The sequence below is a fragment of the Pedobacter frigoris genome (assembly GCF_032678645.1).
GTDB classification, from domain to species: Bacteria; Bacteroidota; Bacteroidia; order Sphingobacteriales; family Sphingobacteriaceae; genus Pedobacter; species Pedobacter frigoris_A.
In genome coordinates this window covers 265,741-286,071 of the sequence record NZ_JAVTSP010000003.1, presented here as the reverse complement: position 1 = coordinate 286,071, position 20,331 = coordinate 265,741, and the positions used below count along the sequence as shown (strand labels likewise).

17 protein-coding genes are annotated in these 20,331 nt (G+C 40.6%); 3 read left to right on the top strand and 14 right to left on the bottom strand.

Features of this window, described 5'->3' with window-relative positions; translation table 11 throughout:
* The first annotated feature begins 300 nt into the window (after positions 1-300).
* The 3 genes from R2Q78_RS11695 (at position 301) to R2Q78_RS11685 (ending at position 1,932) form a co-directional block, all read left to right on the top strand.
* On the top strand, positions 301-750 hold the full coding sequence (locus R2Q78_RS11695; protein WP_316792050.1) for a hypothetical protein: 450 nt from the start codon (positions 301-303) through the stop codon (positions 748-750).
* Positions 751-824: 74 nt separating this feature from the next.
* Positions 825-1,310: a hypothetical protein gene (locus R2Q78_RS11690; protein ID WP_316792049.1), complete on the top strand. Its 486-nt coding sequence runs from the start codon at positions 825-827 to the stop codon at positions 1,308-1,310.
* 175 nt (positions 1,311-1,485) lie between these two features.
* Positions 1,486-1,932, top strand: a complete 447-nt coding sequence (locus R2Q78_RS11685; protein WP_316792047.1) for a protein-disulfide reductase DsbD domain-containing protein — start codon at positions 1,486-1,488, stop codon at positions 1,930-1,932.
* Between the two features lie 17 nt (positions 1,933-1,949).
* Here the strand turns inward: R2Q78_RS11685 and R2Q78_RS11680 are convergent, their stop codons facing one another.
* The 14 genes from R2Q78_RS11680 to R2Q78_RS11615 form a co-directional block, all read right to left on the bottom strand.
* Positions 1,950-2,258, bottom strand: coding sequence for a DUF6122 family protein (locus tag R2Q78_RS11680; protein ID WP_316792045.1), 309 nt, complete (start codon positions 2,256-2,258; stop codon positions 1,950-1,952).
* Between the two features lie 3 nt (positions 2,259-2,261).
* Entirely contained in the window at positions 2,262-3,938 is a 1,677-nt protein-coding gene (locus R2Q78_RS11675) for a trypsin-like peptidase domain-containing protein (RefSeq protein WP_316792042.1), read from the bottom strand.
* Positions 3,928-5,070 carry a TlpA disulfide reductase family protein gene (locus R2Q78_RS11670; RefSeq protein WP_316792038.1) on the bottom strand — a complete coding sequence of 381 codons (1,143 nt, stop codon included), beginning with the start codon at positions 5,068-5,070 and terminating at the stop codon, positions 3,928-3,930. The genes R2Q78_RS11675 and R2Q78_RS11670 overlap by 11 nt, the downstream gene beginning before the upstream one ends.
* A 104-nt stretch (positions 5,071-5,174) precedes the next feature.
* Complete coding sequence (locus R2Q78_RS11665; protein ID WP_316792035.1) at positions 5,175-6,287, bottom strand: redoxin family protein; 1,113 nt, start codon at positions 6,285-6,287, stop codon at positions 5,175-5,177.
* Positions 6,288-6,326: 39 nt separating this feature from the next.
* Positions 6,327-7,898, bottom strand: coding sequence for a PKD-like family lipoprotein (locus tag R2Q78_RS11660; RefSeq protein WP_316792032.1), 1,572 nt, complete (start codon positions 7,896-7,898; stop codon positions 6,327-6,329).
* A 31-nt stretch (positions 7,899-7,929) separates the two neighbouring features.
* The gene (locus R2Q78_RS11655; protein WP_316792030.1) at positions 7,930-8,697 is read right to left on the bottom strand and encodes a DUF4843 domain-containing protein; all 768 of its coding nucleotides are present in this window, start codon (positions 8,695-8,697) and stop codon (positions 7,930-7,932) included.
* 51 nt (positions 8,698-8,748) lie between these two features.
* Positions 8,749-10,179 (bottom strand): RagB/SusD family nutrient uptake outer membrane protein, encoded by a 1,431-nt coding sequence (locus R2Q78_RS11650; protein WP_316792028.1) that lies wholly within the window; start codon positions 10,177-10,179, stop codon positions 8,749-8,751.
* Between the two features lie 14 nt (positions 10,180-10,193).
* Positions 10,194-13,511: a SusC/RagA family TonB-linked outer membrane protein gene (locus R2Q78_RS11645; protein WP_316792026.1), complete on the bottom strand. Its 3,318-nt coding sequence runs from the start codon at positions 13,509-13,511 to the stop codon at positions 10,194-10,196.
* Positions 13,512-13,757: 246 nt separating this feature from the next.
* The gene (locus tag R2Q78_RS11640; RefSeq protein WP_316792024.1) at positions 13,758-14,927 is read right to left on the bottom strand and encodes a FecR family protein; all 1,170 of its coding nucleotides are present in this window, start codon (positions 14,925-14,927) and stop codon (positions 13,758-13,760) included.
* A gap of 66 nt (positions 14,928-14,993) precedes the next feature.
* The gene (locus R2Q78_RS11635; protein ID WP_316792022.1) at positions 14,994-15,599 is read right to left on the bottom strand and encodes an RNA polymerase sigma factor; all 606 of its coding nucleotides are present in this window, start codon (positions 15,597-15,599) and stop codon (positions 14,994-14,996) included.
* Between the two features lie 135 nt (positions 15,600-15,734).
* Positions 15,735-16,838: a TlpA disulfide reductase family protein gene (locus R2Q78_RS11630; RefSeq protein WP_316792020.1), complete on the bottom strand. Its 1,104-nt coding sequence runs from the start codon at positions 16,836-16,838 to the stop codon at positions 15,735-15,737.
* Positions 16,839-16,848: 10 nt separating this feature from the next.
* Positions 16,849-17,352 (bottom strand): protein-disulfide reductase DsbD domain-containing protein, encoded by a 504-nt coding sequence (locus tag R2Q78_RS11625; protein WP_316792017.1) that lies wholly within the window; start codon positions 17,350-17,352, stop codon positions 16,849-16,851.
* Entirely contained in the window at positions 17,349-18,848 is a 1,500-nt protein-coding gene (locus tag R2Q78_RS11620; RefSeq protein WP_316792014.1) for a hypothetical protein, read from the bottom strand. Before R2Q78_RS11620 ends, R2Q78_RS11625 begins: the two co-directional genes overlap by 4 nt.
* Before the next feature lie 9 nt (positions 18,849-18,857).
* Positions 18,858-20,324 carry a RagB/SusD family nutrient uptake outer membrane protein gene (locus tag R2Q78_RS11615; protein WP_316792012.1) on the bottom strand — a complete coding sequence of 489 codons (1,467 nt, stop codon included), beginning with the start codon at positions 20,322-20,324 and terminating at the stop codon, positions 18,858-18,860.
* Positions 20,325-20,331: the final 7 nt, after the last annotated feature.

The following is a 20,331-nucleotide window of genomic DNA, read 5'->3' as shown; positions in this document are numbered from 1 at the left end:
CTAATATTATACATTTGCAAAATCTTCAAAATATTTGAAGCATTTAGCACTTAAGAATCTCGCTACAGAAACCTAGGAAATTTCAAGCACAAACGAGAGAATAAGTGAAAGGTGCTCGCGCTGTTAAAAGTGCGGGCTCCGCTTATTCGTTTGTGGGCCTCCTAGGGCCTCTGTGGCGGTAAGTGGGGTTCCGCGCTTTTTGCGTTTGATAAGCATTAGGCGAAACACAATCAGGCAGCCAACCTGAGCCCCACTTCAGATTCTGTATCATATCGGCTTAAACCAGGCTAAAAGAACGCTATGAAAAGATCTAAGGTTCCAACTCCGTATATTCTAATAAAAGCCAGTACCATGAGTAAATGGGACGAGGTTACTTTTGCGATCATACATACCTCAGAAGACTGGAAAGCCAAAATGAAGCAGCGCCTTGAAGCGGTCAGCCAATTTAAAGTGGACACAGATTTTTGTGCACATGTGTATTGGGACAGCCCTTTGGGTTATTATGTTGGTACCACACCAGGCAATCTGATAGAGAAGATCCTTCGTCCTCATGAAGATTATATTTTCATTACAATGGAATTTGGGGAAGAAAGGACATTGGATAAGCCAGACAACAAACTGGATGTACACCAGTTGTTCATCACCAAAAATGGAATAGCACAGTACAAGGCCTATGGAAAATATACGGGAGAAGAGTTTCGGACAGAGGAGTTTAACTTGACCAGATTGATTGCTGAAAAGCCTACTTGAACAAGAGATCTCTCGTAACCTCGAGATGACGTAGTGTCGGCTACAGGATTTAAGGAAAATTAAAAAATATAAAAATGAAACTAACGATGAAATTGGTCGTAATGGCCGCGCTTTGCTTCAATTTTTGCTATGGCCAAACTAAAAAAGCTTGTCCTAAGTCTGGAACTACCCGAACTCACATCTATGCTTTTACCGGTTATAAGTCTGGTTATAAGCGCAGCTGTCGCGTTAGCGCAGATGAGTTTATGCGGGGAAAGATGATTACTGTCCGCAATTACACCATTCCACAATTGTATGCCATTGCTTTAAGGTTGGCACCTCCTAATGACGCTTCTTTTAAAGCCGGTGAGCAGGAGAAAGTCATTATTGATGTTCGCCAACCTGAGAAGCTGAAGCGGTTATATTGTTATAAACTGGTAGTGCCTTACAATCATCAGGATGATTTTTATATACTAATGCACAGAAGCCTTGATGGCGAATGGCCTGAATATGAAGTGAAAATGGAGAAAAAAGGTAAGGAATATTTTATGGTGATCAGGGACAAGGAGCAGGAATTATAGCTGTTCTCATCAGTTAGAAATAAGCCCTTTGCAAGCAAGTGTAATTCCATCAAACCAAGTCATTATCTAATCAGAAATGTTACAACCATATCTGTCTTCAAGCGTAGGAATACCCCTAAAAATCAACTATTTTAGAAGTAAACTTTAGAAATTGAGAACCTAATAATTACTACTGATGAAAAAAATTGCACTATTTATTGTACTAAGTCTGATTTGCAAATTTGCTGATGCCCAAATCCTGCAACCGGTGAAATGGAGTTACGCTGCAAAACGTATAAACGCAAAAGAAGCTATCATTTATTTGAAGGCTACTATTGACAACGGATGGCACATTTATTCACAAAAAATAGCAGACGGCGGTCCGACGAAAACTGAATTCAATTTTTATCCTTCAAGTAGCTATGCTTTGAGTGGTAAAACGCTGGAGCCCAAAGCGATTGTGCACTACGACAAAATGTTTCAAATGAATGTTGGGCATTTTGAAAAATCAGTGGTTTTTCAGCAAAAGATCCTGTTGAAATCAAAAGGGAAAGTTACTGTGAAAGGTAAGCTAGGCTATGGCGTGTGTAATGATGAAAAATGCCTCCCTCCTGATGAAGTGGAATTCAATATCAATGTGTGATAGACATTGTTAATGTTTCAATGCCACATACAATCTTGCCAATCGGTGAACATATGAAATAATAATCCAACTGCAATAATTCTTGTTTTCACTGGAATGAGCAATAGAAAATATGCAGCTATCGCATAGTAGGAATGGAGGGGATGAAAACCTATACTGCATCGACCCGGATCAAATATTGGAGTAGCCAATAAATGATCCAGATCTACCAGCATTGTAGCAATCATGATTAACCAGGCACGTTTCCAACAGTCTTTGAAGAACACGTACGCCAGAAGCCCTGGTGCCAGAAAATGCAAGCTGTAATGAATAAAGGTTTGCAACATTGCTTAAATACTTCTCATTGATTTATCGAGAAAACTTCTAATCATATCATAAGGCAACATCAAGGTCGAAGTCCTGCTTACTCTGGCGATATTAATACCGTAGAACTCTCCCTTGCCGTTAAACACCGGGCTACCACACTCATCAGCACGTATAGCTCCATCATGTACAAGAACTTTCTTATAGCCATCCGATTTGGTGCTGTGTCCACCCGCAAACCGCTCAGCAATATGATTCATTCTGAAAGGAATATAATAAAATTTGACCTGCATTTCTTTTCCGTCGCGCAGTAGTTCAACAGTAATGGTATCTCCGGCAAAATATTTATTTACTTGCTCACCATACTCTTGGGGTTGGCTGATAGGGTGGCCATTAATTCCTGTAATCACGTCTTTAAGCATTAAAATTCCATCTGCTGACCCTCGAGGCATAATGCTGGTGATAGTAATCTTCTTATCAATAAAGTTTGCTCCTGCTCCAAAATAACCGATCCCGCGGGGTACATCAATAAAATTAGTACTGAGTACACTGATATATTGCTGACCCTTTCCTTTTGCTGAAATCACCAGGTCTCCTAAATTCGCAAATTGCATCGCCAATGTATCTGTACCTAAGTTGATCTTTACACTATTGGAAGATGTTGCTGCGTCAACTTCCAGTAAGACTAAATCATTTTCTATATCTCTCGCGATTACAGCAGCAGGCCGGTCGACGGCATCAAGCATAACCTTGGGCTCAACCCCTACCATTGAACTTTTACTCACAACGTAAGTCTTTGTTTTAGAAAGCTTCGCATATGTGATTAAAGTACCTACGATTGAACTTGCTTTATCTCCTACAAGACTGCTGACAGTCACTGCGCTTTCAAGCGCCTTTTTGGTCAATTTAGTAAGCTCCTGAATTGGTAGAATGGTGACTACATTTGAAGATTTCACTTCCTGTTCAAGTTTGTTAGAATCGGGCAGTGACTTATAATCTTTCGCAATATTTAGCGCAGACCAATATTTTTTAAAATAATAAACTGGTACTTCAAGGTTGACTTCTTCGCCTCCATTGATGTAGCTGTGAACACCAATTAGCTTTCCTTCACTGTTAAACAATGCACCACCAGAATCGCCCGGCTCCATCTTGCAGGTCGACTCGATAAAACCAGATTGAAAATTCACTTTCGTTAAACGCCCTAAACGGATATTCGGTTTACCATTCTTAAATGTTGCTGGTGAGGCTATGCTAACGCAGAGTTCTCCGACCTTCATGGTTGAACTCTCTCCCATCTCTGCAAAATTCCATGTACCTGATCCTGTGATTTTTAACATTGCAGCATCCAGACTTGTAGAATTACCGCGGGCAGAAAATCCGCCAATTGAAATTCTACCGTACCCCTTTGCCATATATCTGTCACCATTGGGAAACATAATCTCGTACCACATATCGGGTTGTGTGGCATGTGCTGCAGTGAGGATATGTCCCTCTTTTGTGACTACGGTTCCACTGAAAATGCCAGGCAACGCTTTCTTCGAAACCGTATCAAACCGGGCAATCTGCACTGTCGTGTTATAAGCCCGATCTATTACTTTGTCGATCACCTTTTCTATTTCCTTTGTTTTTTTGACTTCTTGTGCAGAATTAGGAAGTGCCCAAAACAGGAACCCTATCCCGATAATCGTTAATTTATTTATCATTTGCATTTTTTAATTCTCTTTTATAATCCTCCATTTTTTTTAAAGCTATCTCTTTAGCCTGTGGCGTAACTTCTCTCACTGGGTCGTCCATTGATTTGACTATCTTCGCCTGGATCTTTACAGCATTCTCTAAATCCCCAACCTTTGCATAAGCCTTGGCAAGCATTTCGGCCTGGAAACCCTCACCAAAATCTGTGCAACGCATACCAGCCTGCATGAGCTCTAATGCAATCTGATAATCAGGATTTTTATATTGTTCATCAAGGATTCTGCGTGCCCACATCAAAATCAACAATACAGGGGCATTTTTATGGGAGCCATTCATCAGTTCCCGCGCATAAGCACGTCCCTTTTCGCGATCCATACGATCAAGCGCCTCGTATTTTATTGGAATAATATAGTCGTCAAAAACAGGCTCCACAGTATTGGCTGCATCCGCAGCAGTGATAGCTTTCATATAATCACCGGCTTTTAAGGCATCTTCAGCTTCTTTTTGAAACTTGCGGTGCTCAGCAAGCCGGGCTTGGTAAGCCGGTCTGATTTTAGCGCGCTCGGCTTCGTTGAATTTACCTGCCAAAACTAGTGGAACAACATGATAAAGACCTCCGAAGGGACTTCCAATCCAGACAATCGTACCATACTGGTCGATTACGTAAGCTGTAGGAAGCCCATTTTTGGGCCTCAGCCAAGTCTTCACTATCTTTTCATCTTCAGTGTCCATCCCAACGCTGCAATCTAACATATCATGCGAATTGTCTACAAACGACTTAACCCGAGAGGTAGGATCCATACTTTTGTCTTTCTGATGAGATCTCTCCCATACATCTATAGCAGATACTACAACCTGACCCTTATATTTCTGCGCCATCTTTGATAAGTGGGGCATGCCCATGCGACAGGGGTTACACCAGGTCGCCCAAAATTCTACGACATGAACTTTTCCATCACCAAAAGTTGTTTTTGGTTTATTTTTAAGCCAGACAGCTTCCAGGGCCGGCGCCTTATCGCCAATTTTAAGGCTGTTATCAATAGATTGTTCCTGTGCTGAAGCAGTCAGTCCTCTACAAATTGTAATGAGGATAACTAACAATACCGTGGCCGTAGTATTGTGCCTGATTTTTTTGAAGTTCATACGTCTAGTTTACATTGGTTATTGAAATTTCATTAGCCTAGTAAAGGTATTGTCAAAAAAAAGAGCCAGTACAAAACTGGCTCTTACGAGACAAGAGGCCAATTTTATTTTTTATTGGCAGCCTTTAACTGATATTCTTTAAGGGTAGCTTCATATTCGCCTACAGTAGTTTCCAATACCATATCCTTAAACTTGCCGTCTTTTAGCGCGATCTTAGCCTGTTCAATAGCACGCTGTTCGGCCATAACTGCTGTTGCAAAATCACCCGCCTTAGCATAAGCGGTCGCAGTCATGTGGGAAATCAATGGCATACCTGAGTCATTACTATCAAATGATTGTCTAAAAATCTCAGCAGCAAAGGCAAAACTTTTTTGCGTGAGGTCCTTTCTGTCCAAAATATCTCCGGCAAGGGTGCTACCAACGCCCGGACTTTTTTTGATCCATTCCCTTGCATACTCAATTCCTTTCGGCTCATCTTTTCCCAGGAGCGCCATCAGGCGGATTCTATCGAAAATCATAGCGAACTTCGGTGCGAATTCTGTACCCTTCTCTACTAAGTCTAGTGCCTTGTCGTAGTCTCTCTCCTTGATAGCTGCAAGCGCAGGAGTATAATATAGACTCATCGTTTCTGAGGTTTTGTCCTGACTAGTCTTCGCTTCAAATGTTCTTTTAAAACTCAACATATCATATCTTCCAGCCAAGACTTCAGGAATGATAGAGTCCAGTTTCATCGGGTGTCCAATCCAGATGATTTTACCGCCTTTAACTAAAAATGTGGACGGGATACCAAATTGTCCGGCAGCTTTCATCCATTTATCACCCATATGTTGTTCATTGTTGTCAGTGATTACATTATAGGTTAATTTTGATCCCATACTTTTCACAAAACTGGTAACCCTGGGTAACGACGATTCATAAGGTTTATCGCCTGTTTTTTCCCAAATGTTAACTCCAACAAACGTAGCTTTGTCTTTGAACTTATCAGAAAGTTCAGATAAGTGTGGCATAGCTGCCACGCAAGGTCCGCACCAGGTTGCCCAAAATTCAAGTACATACAATTCTTTCTCATCCAGTTGTGTTATCGGTTTTCCCTGAATCCATTTAGAATACTTGAAAGCGGGCGCGGGATCTCCTATCCGAAGTGATAATTGTGCTTTACTGAAAGTGGAGAACAAAATAAGACCGAACACAGCCAGGTATTTTCTATAGTTTTTCATTTTTTTTATTTTTAAATCATTTGTTTAATACTTCTACTCCTACAAGCTTTCCCTGTAAGTGATGTCGACAATTTTCCCAAAGCCAGTGAATGTTCTAAAAACTGTCCAATTTTGGTTAAGATTGGGAATCGTAAATAGATCAATTGTTCCTGACGTAGCCGGTGCTCCCTCATCATAAGTAGCAATTATTAACTTTCTTGCATTTTCTATATTGATTGGATTGTCGAATCCATACGCTGTCTTGTTGTATTTCAATAATGCTATCTTTTTACTTCCATAGTCTTTCATCAACTTGGTGGTTTTGTTGAAAGGATCATATTGATAAACTTTCGAACCTACTGAATAGATGAAATAGCCTTCTGTTGCATCTATCGCATAATGCTCTGCGTTGGCAATTCCTGTTGCCAGCGTCGTAATATCATCAAATGAATCCTGAGCATAATTTCCTCCCGACTTAGCGGTCACCTTAGCCAGCCACAAACGTCCCGCAGGATCTTTTAGCAATGCGTATGTTTTTCCTCCGAATGCAGTAGTGGAATTCATATAAACTAAATCCATCCCAACATTAGCTGGATCAAAGAGTACGATTCCGCCTGTTGGTATAATTGGGACGGTAGGGTATGTAGCATTAGTCTCCCATTTCAAAAAGCGTCTTTTCTCTACATCAAACATCGTGACATATCCCTGTGAGAATGAGCCGTTAACCGCACTGTACCCCTCAGCAATATGGTGAGAAATTTTTGCGCGTTCCCCTGTACCTAATGTATTTAATCCGGCGCCCCATAATTGTGAACCCGGGATTTCCATACTTAACCTGTTTTCGCTGTCAAGCAAAAAGATCCAGTAATAAAAACTACCTCTTCTTCCAACGCTTCTTACTGTCAATCCGTGATAGTTTGAAGGTACAGCAGCATAAACAGCGGTTTTTAGATTGGCATAGTTATCAAATGTATTCTGTTCTGTATTGATCATCCAGGTTTCCTGATCAGTGCCGACGAAAATGGTTCGTGTGGCGGGCCCGGTACTCCCATCAAGGGTTATCGGTCTCCTGGTTGCAAAAGATAGCATCGACGGTTTTCCCTTAATTTTTAAGGTAGACTGGGTGGCCAGAATGTCTTTAATGTAATCAAATTCTGTAGCGGTTTTCCTATTTAAAAAATCTAAACGAGCCTCTCCGTTGACGTCATTTAACACCAGCCATCCATCACTAATATTCGTAGTTACAGTAATTTTAAACTTCTTGGCAAATGCAATTCCGGTAGATTTCTCAGTTACCTGATAGATGACGGTGTAAATTGCAGATGGCAAGTTGATGTTCTGATTCAGGTTCCTGGTTTTTGCAATAACTAATTTTGCCAATGGAGAACCAGCAAGAGTAGACCATTCGTAGGTATATTTACTTGTATCATTACTCTTATCCTGAGTAAAATCAATAACTGGTATGATATTGGGATTTGAGCCCCTGCCAACATTATAGTTATCATTTATACCTGATATGGCTCCATCGTTTATTTCCTTAATCTCATAATTACCCAAATCCTTTGTACAGGACAACAGCCCCGCCACAATAAGGAACAAAAGGGATAATGTGGTTATCGTTTTTCTTTTCATTCTGATATTCTTTATGTTATCAACATTTATCTTAAATAACAGGCCCCATAATCATCGGGCTTCCGTCTTCTTCCAAAACAGGAGTTCCTTTACCTTGCATATCCAGCAAATAGGTTCTGACAACCCTTGCATATGCACGCATAAGCGTATAATTTAATACGAAATCTGGCTTGGTCAACACATTAATGTCCAGATTACAAACCTCTACGTATAGCTTCAATTTTTTGAGAGAATACGGTCCCCAGAAATACTCACAATAAGACGCGTCCCAAAAATTAGGCTTACCGGCAATGTCATCTACATTGATGTACCAATGGACCATACCCTTAGAAATATTTCTTTCCGGTAAAGTTGTGATGACGGTAGTAAAATTCTCATTGGCTTTTAAACCCAGATCTAAGCGGTAGCTTTTAGTACGAAATAGGGCATTCCGATAGATTTTTACTTTTACTGTATCCGTTACTTTTCCTGATTTGATTGAAAAATTGGTATTGAGTATATCATAATGTATACCCTTAACCATTGTACTCGAATCGGCGACCATTACTGAATAACTTCTATCTGTATTTCTTATAGTTCCGGTAGTTTGAACAGGCAGTAACAACACTGTATCTGTTTTTTCAGCAGGCATATAGCCAAATGAAAAACTGCTGTAGTTGATTGGCGCTTCATAACCATCTCCTGGCCGAACTGTCGACTGACTAAAATAAATGCTGTTAGAACTTTTCTCGTCATTAAATGCTTCGATATCATCCTTTTTGCATGCGCTTACTGAAGTTAGGATGAGCAGTGCTGTCATTATATAAAATCGTTGTTTCATTTTCTTAATTCCTTTAATTAATAAAATCTGTTACCTGGGTTGGGTTTCTGATAAAGGAACAGGGTAAGTATAAGCTGCTGTTCCAATAGACTGCACCTGGCCGTTCGCATATAGTATTTGACTGGCATTACGGCGTTTATAATAAAAGAACAATTGCCCTTCTCCGAAAAATTCCTTTCTGTACTCCTTCATGATGTCGTTGTTGATGTCTGTAGTACTACTCAGGGTTGCCAGCCCCCTGTTATTGCGAAAAGTATTTAAGTAGCCAAGTGCAGTCGTTGCATCAGGCTCGGTCTCCGCTGCAATTAAGTACATTTCACTCATCTTGATCATTGGAACGGTTCTGTTGAACGATAATGCGATTGGCGTAACGTCTCTGTATTTGATGAAAGTCCTGTAAGATTTACCTCCTTCAACTGCCCAGTTGCTAACTAAACGATAGTCATTGCCTATGTTTTCAAAAACTTTATTTTGAAAATCCTGACTAGCTATTAATGCATCTAAATCCCGATTCGCGGAACTGAATAGTCTGTTGAACGTATCATTCAATAAAGGATTTTCTGCGGCAAAGATCAATTCGGGTGAGAAAACCTTGTTAGACTGCGATGGGTTGTTAAATTGAGAAGTAGTAACCCATGGAAATTTTGATTGAAACCCGATCAACTCCTTTGCTGCAGCCAGTGCGGAGGTCTTGTCACCTTTCCACAAATAGGCACGGGCTTTTAGGGCCTTGACAGCGTAATAGTTCATCTTGTAATTGCGGCTGATTCTACCACTCTGGACATTTCCCAGTGAAACTACTGCCTGCGCTATTGCCGGATCATTATTCAGCAAGCCTTCTGCAGCAGTAAGATCACCTAATATTTTATCCATTACAAACGAAGATGTGCTATAAGGCTGGATGTCAAATCCCGTTTTATCTACATAAGGTATCAGTTTTACTTCCGAATTTGCCACATAATTGGGGGTAAACATCCTGAGCAGATCTAAATAAACATAAGCCCTTAAGCCAAGCGCCTCTCCTTTATGTAACCGGAGCTCAGCAGGATTCGCTACTGAAGCATAGGTTTCGCAGTTTTCAAGAAATTTATTTATCCTGGTCACAAGTAAATACATATTAGACCAAGCCGTGTCGATCACACCAATTGCCCCTGCATCGGTATAGGTATAGGTTGACAAAGAAACAGGGCTAACCGCTTGCGAAGATGGGTAGAAGTTATTTCCTGGAAACAACTGTGCAGAAACATCCAGCAATTTCATATTAACTGACTCTCCGTAAAGTTGGTTATTGCCGATATTAAGATATAAGCCATTGAGTGCATCTCTAAAGCCTTGTGGCGAAGAGAATACCGATTCCTCTATAAATTTATCTTCAGGTTTGACATCAAGCCATTTTTTGCAAGAGCCGAAGAAGATGATAAGAGAACCAAATAACAGGCATTTAATTATTTTCGAATTCATGTTATTTATTTTAGTTATTTAAACGTTGCGGTTAATGATAAGGACACACTTTTAGCGAATGGAAAATCGGTGCCCCGCTCTCTTCTGATATTGGATATGAAGAAAAGGTCGTTGGTAAATGCATTTACTCTAAGCGAACTTAAAGCTGCCTTGTTTAACCATGCCTTATTTCTAAAGTCATATCCGATATTTATGGATTCAATACTAATCACATTCTCCTTCTGTACAAATCTGGAGGACATAGGGGTATATTCTGTGATCCCTATGGATTTGAACCGCGCTACATCACCCGTTTGCTGCCACCTGTCGTATAGTGCCCGTTTGTCCTGATTGAAACGTGCCTGGGTGATGGATATATTTTCCACTTTATCGTATAATGCCCGGTTGAACATGTCTCTGGAGAAAATGTACCTGGCAGCAACTGAAAAGTTAAATCCTTTATAAGTTACAGATGAGCTTAATACTCCTTCAGCATTCGGCCTTGCATCCCCAACAACTACCTCATCTGCTGCATCATACTCAAAAGTTTGTTCTCCGGAACGCTTTAAGAAAATCTCTTTTCCGCTTGCAGGATCTATTCCTAACGAAGGCACAGCCCACATTGCCGTAGAACTAAATCCATCTCTGTAACGTACAAGAGAGTTACTTTCAGACAACTCATTATTTAAAGAATTAAGCTTATCATCAAACCTGCTATAACGTTGCTTTGACATCGCTCCAGTCAGTCTTAATGTCCAGAGAATTTGTTCCTGCGGTCTGTATATAGGCGAATAGCCAATCGTTGCCTCCACTCCTTTTTCATTTAAGGCTCCTGCATTAAACGGATAATCGGTTAGTCCTGTAGAAGATGGCAGGGTAACGGCTACGACCAATGGGTCTGTAGTTTTTTGGTAGGCATCCAAAACCAATGTGAGTCTTTTCTCCATAAAATTTGCATCTAATCCAATGTTGGTACTTTGCGTACTTTGCCATTGAAGGTTTGGTGCGCCTAAAGCTGACAGATAAATACCTTGTCCGCTTCCATTTACATTAGTGTAGTAATTGTATACTGACTGACTCACCGCATTAAAATTTTGGTTTCCGGTGAGACCGGTACTTGCACGAAGACGAAGCATACTGATCCACTCTATGCCTTTCATAAAGGCCTCATTACTGACGTTCCAGGCTCCCCCTATGGAATAGTAAGTATCATATAAATTGTTTTTCCCAAATGCTGTAGAACCATCCAGATTTAAGTTAAAATCCAGGTTATACCTGCGGTCGTAAGAATAACTCAATACGCCCGTAATGGAGCTAGTTCTGGTAATAGAGGTCACCGCAGACGGAGTAGTTCCTGTTTCAAATCCATATCCAAAACTAGGATTGCCATTACTGGCATTTGGAAATCCTACAACGTTGAATCCGCTAGCTACATTTTGCAATTGCCTCATCTGTGCTCTCAAACTTGAGGTCAGGGAATGTTTCTCCGCAAATAGCTTTGCATAGGTGATCATCCCATTTAAATCATAATTTAAACCTCTTGTTTTTCTGTTGTTAAGTCTACCGCGAAGCAATGGATCGGTAATATTCAAAAAGCGCGTGTTTAAAGGCGACACATAATTACTTGTTTCACCGTCAGTCTTATTGAGTTGTCCGTTAATCTGTAATTTTAACGCATTTGAAAAATCATAAGTGATCTGTAGATTGTTTAACAATTGAAACGATGATGTTTTATTGAAGCTGTTTAATTTAGCATTGTAGAGCGGATTTTCTACTCTTAATGAATCACCTTGCAGAAATATCAAATCATCACCAAAAGAAGAACGAGGAACACTTACAGTTTCCAGAAAAGGTCTGTCTGCGCTGGCAAGTCTGTAATATGGGTTGGTGTTAACCCAAGTTGAAAAACTCCCGTAAGGAGACTCATTGCTGGTAAAGCCCTGAATGGAAGTTCTATTCAATATGTTGAGTTTACCTACCCGGTAAGCGATAGTTGCATTGGCTCCATAATCATCTCTACTGTTGCCTTTCATAAGACCCGAAGTAGCCTTATAGTTTGCACCAATATCAAAAATTACTGATTCACTCCCCCCTCTTGCAGAGATCGAGTGACGCTGAGAAAAACCTGTTTGTAATGGTTGACCTAACCAATAGGTATTTACACCACGCTCAACTTCCTTAAGGCGCGAGTTGTAAATGCTATCCTGAACCTGCTGAGCTAATACAGTCTGCCCTAATCTTGGATCAATTGTGTACACGCCTGATAGACGTTCAAATTGCAGCTTTTCGCGGGCATTCATCATGTTGTAACCGCTCAAATCTGCCAATTGAAAATTTAGATCTGAAGTATATGATAAAGCAACTTTTCCCGGAACTGGTTTTTTTGTTTCCACAACGATCACACCATTTGACGCACGAGATCCATAGATTGCGGTAGAGGATGCATCCTTCAAAATGGTAACTGAAGCGATAATGTTCATATCCAGATCGACTATAGTACGAAGGTTCGTTTCAAAACCATCCAAAATGAACAAAGGTTGATTAGGATCGTTGGCAAACTCATCCCTCAATCCCGCACTATTGATACTTGTTTCACCCCTCAATTGGATGGTGGGTGCAACGTTTGGATTCGACCCAGCGAGATTGTTTTCCAATTGAACAAAAGATGGATCTAAAGTCCGAATGCTTTGAATTAGGTTCTGATTACCTACCTGTTTCAATTGTTCGCCGGAAAATGTGGCTGAGGCACCAGAGAAACTAGATTTCTCACGTCTCATCATCCCGGTTATAACAACATCCTGCATGTTATTCACATTTTCTGAAAGGCGAACGTTCATAGTGGCAGAACGTACAGTGACCTCTTTTACCTTAAAACCTATGTAAGTAAACACCAGAACATCGCCAATATCTGCCCTGATCGTAAATGTACCCTCCGCATTTGTAGCAGTTGCTGTTGAGGCAGTTGATGGTTTACCCTTTATCCTTACGTTGACACCAATAATTGGCAAATTATAAAGACTATCAGTAACCCGTCCCGTTATAATCTGCTGTTTTGTTACGGGTCTTTCTGTAATCATAACAGTTTTATCTTCAACCTTATAATCAAATGGTTGCTGTTCAAATATCAGTTTAAGCGCTTCTGTGATCTCAACATTTTTCAGGTTTAGATTTACAGGAACTGCGTTGTTGAGTTGCCTTTCTGTATACAGGAAATTATATCCTGTTTGTGCCTTAAGGTCTTTAAATATTGTTCTTAAAGTTGCATTGCTTTTAGACATAGTTACCCGCTGGGCGAGGGTAGATGCACTCACCTGCATCAGGCATGCTAAAAAGAGTACGGTGGTTAAACGCATAGCTAGCAAGATTTTATGGTATAGCCGATTAGAGCTACCAGGTTTCCAGGTATTTTTATACATTAGTGTTTGGTTTGGTTGAGGCAAATTCCCTTGCTTTCGACGGTCCGGGTTTTTGCAGTTAGTTTATTTAGTTAATTCTTCCGAACTAAAACCAGATCCTGAATTTCACGGGTCTGGTTTTTTTTATTTTTTATCGTAGTTTTCTGATCATATCATTGGTTTTTAGGTTAAGAATTGGTTGGTTTATTTTGAAACGTAAATTTTTCGGTCTTTTATTTGAAAATGCGAAGCACCAGTTGACTCAATTAGCTTTAGTACTTTAGACACATTATCGAATCTTGAGACACTTCCGCTAAGCAATTCAGTAGTTTTTTCTCCTACAAAAACAATTTCAACATTGTACCAGCGTTCGACCATTTTCATCACTGTTTCTATAGGCTCCCGCTCAAAAGCAAATTCTTTGTTCTTCCAGGCAATCGCAATGTCTGTGTCAATATCTTTTACTGTTATCCTGTCATTTTCAGATATACCTTGCTGCCCAGGCATTAAGATTCTGGATGCGACCGAGTTGCGCAACCTTACTTTTCCCTCTACCAATGTTGTTCTTACTTCGCTTTCATTAGGATAATTCTTGATGTTAAAATGTGTTCCCAATACCTCGACCTGCTGACCAGAGGCATCTACTACAAATGGCCAGGTTTTGTCTTGCTTAACTTCAAAATAAGCCTCTCCTGTCAATGATACTTTTCGCTGCACGCCAACAAACTGTGAAGGGAAACTGATCTTTGAATCTGCATTTAGCCAGATCCTTGTACCATCTGGCAAAGTGAATTCATAAGTACCGCCGCGAGGTGTACTTGCAGTAAGCGTGGTAATCCTATTGTCTAGAACATCAATTGCTGATCCTACTGATGTACTGTCGTCGTATTTCAAATCATTGCCGATTACTACCCCTGATTTGGAATCACTTAGTTGTATAGTCTTGCCATTAGCCAAGGTGAGGGTTGCTGTGTTTTTGCCAGGACCTATATCATTTACGGGGACAGAAACTAGAGGTGTTTCGTTTCTATTTTTATCAACTTTATGAGCAGAATAAATCCATACACTCAATGTAACCGCAGCGACAGCCGCAGCGACACCAGCAATGCGCCTCCAAAGCATCCTAGACTGAGGCTTACCTACTTTAGCGACAATTTTCTGCAGTGATGCCTCTGTTTGCTCAGGATCCCAACTTCTCAGCTCCTTCGCTAAGTTCGAGGGATCTGTCAACTCATCATAAACGCCCTTATTGGCATCACTTTGCTCTACCCATTTTCTCAACTCTTCCTCTTCACTGGCGTTAAGCCCACCTTCAGCAGCTAAAGACAGTAAATATATAGTTCGCTGTGCTTTTTCTATATCGGTATTGTTCATTCCGTCGGTATTTTACATCAATACGAGTGAACATCAAAAAAGTACCTAGTCTATTGAAAATATTTTTTAATTGTCGAAAAGCAAAAGGAACAGCACAAAACTACTATCAGATAGCCTTTGCTTCAAAAGGCCCAATCCTCTGACCTTATAGTTTTTTATTGTCTGTTCTGACAATCCAAGCTTTTCGGCGATCTCGGCATTATTTAAGCCTTCCAGATACCCCATCCTGATCACCTTACTACATTGACTTGGTAAACCATTTACTGCCCTGTATATCTCGGCGATTGACTCAGCATGAATCATACTTCTAAGGTGATCATCATCAGCAATCAACAATGCGTCTGAAAGTTCATCCGTTTTTCCTTTCTTCGACAGTTTAATATTGTCCAGACAGGCATTGCGTATTGCGTGATACAAGAAAGCTTGTAAATGTGCCGGACTTTCAAACTGCTGCTTTTTGTTCCAGAGCTTTAAAAAAAGGTTCTCTACCAGATCCTCTGCATCATCCTCCGACACAAATTTTATCGCATAAAATCGCAGTGGTTGATAATAGCTTCTGAATGCTTCTTCAAACGTTGCGCCGTCATTTAGTTGAATAGCGCCTTCAAATCCAGAATAGTTACGGTGTAGTTTCAAAGTCTTTTGTTCTACCGTAAATTTAAGGATTTTCAACGAAGTAGAATATTATTTTATATCACAATTTCAATAGATTGGTTTTGATAACACAAGCCGTAATCAGGACTTTATCTATATTAAGAACGGCCGGCTTTACACCGACCGTCTTACAGTTTAATTATGAGCGTATCGTTAAGGCTTCTTCTTGTATTCGGCAAGTGATCCCTCAAAATCGGCAACTGTGGAATCCATAATTGATCCCACGAACTTACCTTCCTTCAATGCATCTTTAGCTCCCTGAATTGCTAACTCTTCAGTTTCAATGGCTTTCTTAAAATCTCCTGCTTTTGCATAGGCTGTCGCTATAAAATGATTTACAAGCGGCTTTACAACTCCTTCTTGTTCCAGGGCACCTTTCCCCAGTTCCGCAGCATACAGGTAAGATTCCTTCGACAGACCATCAACTCCCAATATGATGCCAGCAACGGTACCGCCAAATCCTTTATTACCTTCCACCCATTTTCTGCTGAAAGCCAATGCCTCAATATCTTTCTTTTGTGAAAACAACACCGTCGCTTTCGCTGCATTAACCTGCATTGCAATCATAGGATCGGTTACGTCCATCGTATCCATTATTGCCAGTGCTTTATCGTATTCTTTAACTTTAATCGCATTTTGCATCGGCTCTAACCTCCTAAACTTTACCATGAATGCTTCATTACGAGCTTTTGAGTCATCAAACTGTTTTTTGATCGCCTCTACGTCATATTTACCGGAAATCACTGATTCCATGATAGAATCTAAGGCCATGGGATGGCCAATCCAAACGATCTGATTTCCTTTCAGTAAGAAAGTAGCAGGTATTCCATTTTGTCCCGCTGCAATCATCCACTTGTTAGCCATATGCTGCGCATTGTTATCTGCGATTACATTGTAGGCCATTTTATCACCTACACCGTCTACAAATTTGATTACAGATGGCAGTGATGACTCGTAGGGTTTTTCTCCTGTTTTTTCCCAGATGTTTACACCCACTATTGTAGCTTTGCCTGCGTATTTCTTCGCCAGCTCAGACAAATGCGGCATCGCTGCTTTACACGGTCCACACCATGTGGCCCAAAATTCGAATGCATATAGATGATCCTTTTTAAATTCAGTGACCGGTGTACCTTTAATCCATTTCGAGTATTTCAATTCAGGAGCCTGATCTCCAATCCCAAGGGTAACCTGAGCGGAAACCATTGAGGGGAGAATTAACATTAGCGCCAGTACACCTGCTATTTTAAGATTTTTCATATATTATAGATTAAATTTCAAATTCAAACACCTGTTCGACCGGCGGCAAACATTGACGCAGATCGCAAGTCTGATAATATAAGCCTGCCTTAATGACTGAATGTGCTTTTAAGGCTGCTGTACGAAGTACTTTGTGTACAAACCAAGCCTGATTTTCATAAATCAAAACGCCCTTATCATGTATCGAAGGTAATGGTGGAGAGACATTCCACTTCCCTACTGCTTTTAAGCCTTCTGGCAGTCGCAAGATGTGATCAATAGCGATGTAGGGCATATTAGCAGGCACGTATTGATAGATATGCCAACCATTTGCCATTTGTACTTTCACGATCACTGCGGTGCTGTCTTTATCATGGACTAAACCTGCTTTCAAAGTAACAGGTGTTTCATCTGACGGTTCAGCACATTTAAGTTGACTTATAGCCTGGACTATTTTTTTGTCGAATGAGGACTGTGCGTATGCTCCTAGTCCGGCTGACAAGAAGACCATAAATAATCCGATTACTTTTTTCATTTGCTATAAGTATTGATTACAAACCTGTAACCATTAGTTTCCGAAAAGAACAGCTTTTTCTTGTTTTTTGACAACCAGTCATCCCATTCCTTTGCTGTTGAGAAGTTTTCCCCAGTATATCTTTTCAAAACCTTTGAAGCCAGCTCAGGTTGGTCATTTTTCTTCAACATACCTACACATGCATCCAATAGTTTTACATCATGATTTGAAATTCCAATCTGCTGCACATCCTCATCAACCCAGTAGTCATAAAACCCTTTTGGATCGCAATAGATATAGTTAAAATTGTCTGTCAGGTATTTTTGAAAGGCAGTACCATCGTTGCCAAACCGGCTTGCCAGTTTACCCATTCTTCCTTTAAGAAATACTTCCCAGGTATCGATTTCCTGTACACGTCCCAAGTATGGAAGTGTGGCTTCTTCTTCAGGAGTAAGCGCTTGTCCCGCAGCTTTCTTATCATTCAAACGTTTATTTTGCTTTGCATTTTGATCGTTGAAGTCTTTCATTTGCGCCACGTAATCTTCATAACTTTTTTTAGTCACATTGGCAATGGTTTCCCGAACATCATCTGTAGTCGCCATACGGTCGTTGTATTTCCTGGCGATCGGAATTCGTCCGTCAAACTGCTTCATGTAGGCCACCGTATTTACAAATACTTTCTTCCCTTCTTCAGTCATGTCGGCAGGAGCAGCACCAAAACCCCATAAAAAGAAATTACCGTGACGTCCGAGCGCTACAGCACCTACATCCTTCTGACAAACACCGCTGGATATCATTTCAGCATCTGGCGATTCAGCAAATCTGTTGCCCCTGGCTACAAGGCCAATCCTGGCTCCTTTGCCGGCCAGATAACCTGTTTTTTGAACCCTCCACATCGGGATTTCTTTTGGAATATTTTCGCCTGTGGCATAATGGAAAATTCCATCAGGAGTTTTCTTTGTAACCATAGTGGGAACTACTTTCTCCAGCGGCCCCTTAAAAATAGGATGATTTGCATTCAGATGATGAGCATCTGCATCCAGACACAAACAAAGCCAATCCAACTTAAGGCCTATTCTGCGTCCCATTTGATCGGCGGTGCTGGCGATAAAAATCACCGGCTTGGAGAAATTATCCGGCAGATACCTTGCAGATATGTACTGCACATTTCCTTTTTCGTCTTTTTCCTGCTTTGCAGGTTCTATAACCGTAGTGGGGAAATCGAAAATAGTTACATCGTAGGGTTCCGAATCAGCAGGTTTCCAATCTCTGCAATCCATGGTTTTTACTTCTCCAAAGTACTGGCTTAGCAAGCCTTTGAAAGCAGGCATGCGTACAGAATACTCAGCGGTAAAATCCTTTTCAGACATCATACCCGGAGCGGATCGTTTCATATCTGGTAGTGGTTTGCCCGGATCATAACCTACAAACAACACTTTGGTTTTGTTTAGCCCAGGCTGCTGGGCTAAAACAGGCACTGCTAAAACCAGCAGTACCAAAATCATTAACTTTCTCATCTTTTCTAATTAGTTACTAGGAACTTTAAAAACTACAGCGGCATCGTCTGCATTAATTGTTCTTGCAGTACCATTGTTATCAGCAGCAATCCTTGTCATAGAAAGACCGTTGCGGAAATAATCAAAACTTCCATGCCCTTCAAAAGCAAGTTCAATTCTTCTTTCTTTTAAAACAGCACCTATTACCTCTGAATTTGTCAAATTATCAATGTCTGTTCCTAATAAGCCAGCGCGGGTATGTATAGCTTTTAAATCTGCTTTAGCCTGGGCAAAGTCATTTAGCTTAGCTGATGCTTCTGCTCTATTCAGATAAACCTCAGCCAACCGCAGATAAATCATTGGAGAATAAGTTAGGCTATACATATTTTTAGACAAGTGTTTGGTAGTTTCGACGAAACCGGAAACAGGATTTGGCTTTAGGAATGTTTTGCGCAAATCGTTATTAGCCAGAAGGGATTTAAATTCTGCTGATGGCACAAAAAGTCCGCCAAAATCATATAGCGGATCATAGTGAAAAAGCTGACCGATACTACTGCCCCCCACACCATTATCATTAGCCCAGATAATTTCCTTATTGGCAGAGAATACACCCCGATTTAAAGTACCTGTCTCATCATCACCAAACATATTGGTGTAATTGGCTGCTTGCAACAATTGATATTTTCCGTTGCTCTGATCTATTACACTGTCCGCATAAGCAACGGCAGCGCGGTTGAAATCTGCATTCGGATTGGCCACACTGCCACCCATATATAAGTATACCCTGGATAAGGTACCCCAAGCGGTTTGCAGATTTACGTAACTATTGGTTTTAGGCACATTTGCCTTCATTAATTGAGCTGACTTTTTTAAATCCCCGATAATGAAATCATAAACTTCTTTGACTGTAGAAATTGCAGGAATATCTTTTACATCGCTAGTCTTCTTGATAGGTACACCCGAACTTGACGCAGCATTCTGATAGTAAGGTTTACCATAAACCCTGATCAGGTTGAAATAGGTAAAAGCCCGTATAGCAAGGTTTTCACCTTTTACATAATTGAGCTTGTCCTTATCAGCAGCCGACAAGATAGACAGGTTGCCTGCTTCAAATTTAGCGATGCCTTCCAATACGATATTCGTTGCCACGATAACCTGATATGAGCCTACATAAAAGTCAAAACTTTGACCTCCCAAACGATCATTGCTGTTCCTAAAAAAGAATGCATCGTTGTCTTTATTGATCTGCCCAAATTCCTGCAGTGTCACGTTATTCCCACGGGATTCATTGATATTTAGCCAAGGTGCGTCGTATGTAGTAAAAGAACCGCTTGAAGACAGGGCAACGTAGGTTCCATTTGTAGCCTCCAGGATTCCTGCAAGTGTACTTAACTGGCCTTCTGCGTCTATTTTCGACAACGGCCTGATTTTATCAATCTGCTTATCGCAGGATGTTGCCATTGCTGCGATACATAATAATATAATGAGTTTTTTCATCTTATTT